This is a genomic window from Mycobacterium sp. (assembly GCF_039583805.1).
GTDB lineage: Bacteria > Actinomycetota > Actinomycetes > Mycobacteriales > Mycobacteriaceae > Mycobacterium.
The window spans coordinates 29,304-31,417 of the sequence record NZ_JAVKSH010000033.1; the positions used below are offsets into that span (position 1 = coordinate 29,304).

At 68.0% G+C, this 2,114-nt stretch carries 2 protein-coding genes and 1 pseudogene; 1 reads left to right on the forward strand and 2 read right to left on the reverse strand.

Features of this window, described 5'->3' with window-relative positions; genetic code table 11:
• Positions 1–67: 67 nt before the first annotated feature.
• Entirely contained in the window at positions 68–1,051 is a 984-nt protein-coding gene (locus ABDW21_RS06470) for an ABC transporter substrate-binding protein (RefSeq protein WP_343710197.1), read from the reverse strand.
• A gap of 98 nt (positions 1,052–1,149) precedes the next feature.
• On the opposite strand from ABDW21_RS06470, the gene ABDW21_RS06475 reads away from it, so the two are divergent.
• A complete protein-coding gene (locus ABDW21_RS06475) occupies positions 1,150–1,905 on the forward strand; it encodes a DUF2127 domain-containing protein (protein ID WP_343710198.1) in 756 nt (251 codons plus the stop codon).
• Positions 1,906–1,940: 35 nt separating this feature from the next.
• Here ABDW21_RS06475 and ABDW21_RS06480 read toward each other — a convergent pair.
• Positions 1,941–2,114: pseudogene (locus tag ABDW21_RS06480) on the reverse strand (IS607 family element RNA-guided endonuclease TnpB); the annotation flags it as partial.

The following is a 2,114-nucleotide window of genomic DNA, read 5'->3' on the forward strand; positions in this document are numbered from 1 at the left end:
CACTGCCAGAGGTGCCTTAGCAAAGACTCAGAACCGCCGTCCCCAGGCCTGATCAGCCCAGGCCTGATCAGCCCAGGGCGCCGTCGACCAGCGGCGGCAGCTGATCGGCCACCAGCGGGTAGCTCAGCGGCGACGCGAACGCGATCGCGCCGGCCTGGTCCTTGGTGGTGAAGACGTTGCGGGCGCCCCGCGCCGCGATATCGGGCTCGGCCAGCAGTGCCTGACGCTCGTCGTCGCTCTCGGTTGTCCAGATCAGCACATCGGCGCTGTCGAGCACCGGCCGCATGGTGTCGCGCGGGATGAACGCGCGTTGCTTGTCCACCGCGAATGCCGCAGTGCTGTCCGGGATCACCAGGCCCATCCTGGTGAGGAACTCGGTTTGCCAGCCGGTCGTGGCCACCACGTCGCCGTTTCTGAGCCTGCCCTGCAGCATCAGCACTCTCTTGTCCTTGAACTGCGGGTTCTGCTCTGCGGCGGTGGTGAATTTCTGCTCGACGCCGTCGACCAGCGACTGCATCTGGTCGGCCTGGAAGACCGCCGCGCCGATCGCGGCGGCTTGGTCCTTCCACGGCTCGAAGAACGCCTCGCCGTCGGACTGGGGGATCGTCGGGGCGATCGCCGACAGCTTCTGGTAGGTGTCGGCGTCCACACCGGCGTTGGTTGCCACGATCAGGTCGGGTTTCAGGGCCGCGATCTGGTCCACCGGGATTCCGTTGTCCAGGTTCAGCACAACAGGTTTCGCGTCACCGAGTTTGGGCTGAGCCCACGGCCACACCGCGAAGGGCTGGTCGCCGAACCAGTCGGTGACCGCGACCGGCACGACGCCCACCGCGAGCAGGTCGTCCTGCCCGGTGTAGCCGGCGCTGACCACCCGGGTGGGTGGCGCGGCGACGGTGGTTTCACCGAACGCGTGCTTGATCGTCACGGGCCCGCCGCCGCCGGTGCCCGCGGCCGGCTTGTGCGACACGCACGCCCCGGTCACACCGGTCGCAAGCAGCCCCGCCGCCCCGGCGACGCCGAAGAAGCCGCGCCGCTTCCATCGCTGCTGCATCGCGTGAGGGTACAGCGTCGGCTCGCGCGTCTGCACTCGGACGGCGCACCGGGCAGTGCCTGCCAACCCGGCAGGCGGGTCGGGTCTAGCGTTGCGTCATGGTCGACTTCGCCTTGCGCTCATGCGGATTGCGCGGACACGCGACATTCGCCCCGGAGGAGTCGGCGCTTCGAGACAGGCTGAAGGTCGAAACCCCGGCCGGGGAGGCATGGCGCTGTTTGCGCTGTGAGACGTTCGTGGTCGGGCCGCCGCGGCGCACCGGACCGGCGGACACCGCACCGGAGATTCCGCGTGGCCGTCTGCTGCGGGATCGGACGTTGATGCGGGCACTCGCGGTGGAACGTGCTGTGCGATCGGCCGTCGCCGTACTGCTGGCGGTCGGTGTGCTGAAAGTGCGCGGGTCACGCGCCCAGTTGCAGCAGGCGTTCGAACAGGATCTTCCGTTGATCCGGCCGTTGGCCAACCAGCTCGGCTGGAACCCGGATGAGTCGCGGATCGTTCGCTCCATCGCCGGTGCCTTCACGCTGTCGCCGTCGACGTTGCTCTGGATCGCCGTGGCCCTCGCCGCCTACGCCGCGATCGAGCTGGTCGAGGCTGTCGGCCTGTGGCTGATGCGGCGGTGGGGTGAGTATTTCGCGGCGATCGCCACCAGTGCGTTCCTGCCGCTGGAAGTCTACGAGATCACCAAAAAACTGACGGTGCTGCGATGTACGGCGCTCGTGTTCAACGTCGTTGTGGTCATCTGGCTGCTGTGGAGCAAACGGCTTTTCGGGCTCAACGGCGGCGCGGCCGCCTACCGCAGTGAACATCGAACGGAGAGCCTGCTGACGGTCGAACGTGCGGGCCTGCAGTGACCGCCCAGCCGTTGCAAGTGAGTGATCTTTAGTGGTCACGCGACTTGCACCTCGTCCCGGGGTTGTTCGGCAGCCGTTCGGCTGCGTCCCTTCCGCGCTTCACAGCCACCTGCCCGGCTGGGCCGGGTCTTGCGGTCGGCTCCACGCTTGACGGCGGCCCCAACTGGGCCGACGACGCTAACGGTGTCCTCGTAGCGTGCGAGGTTGAT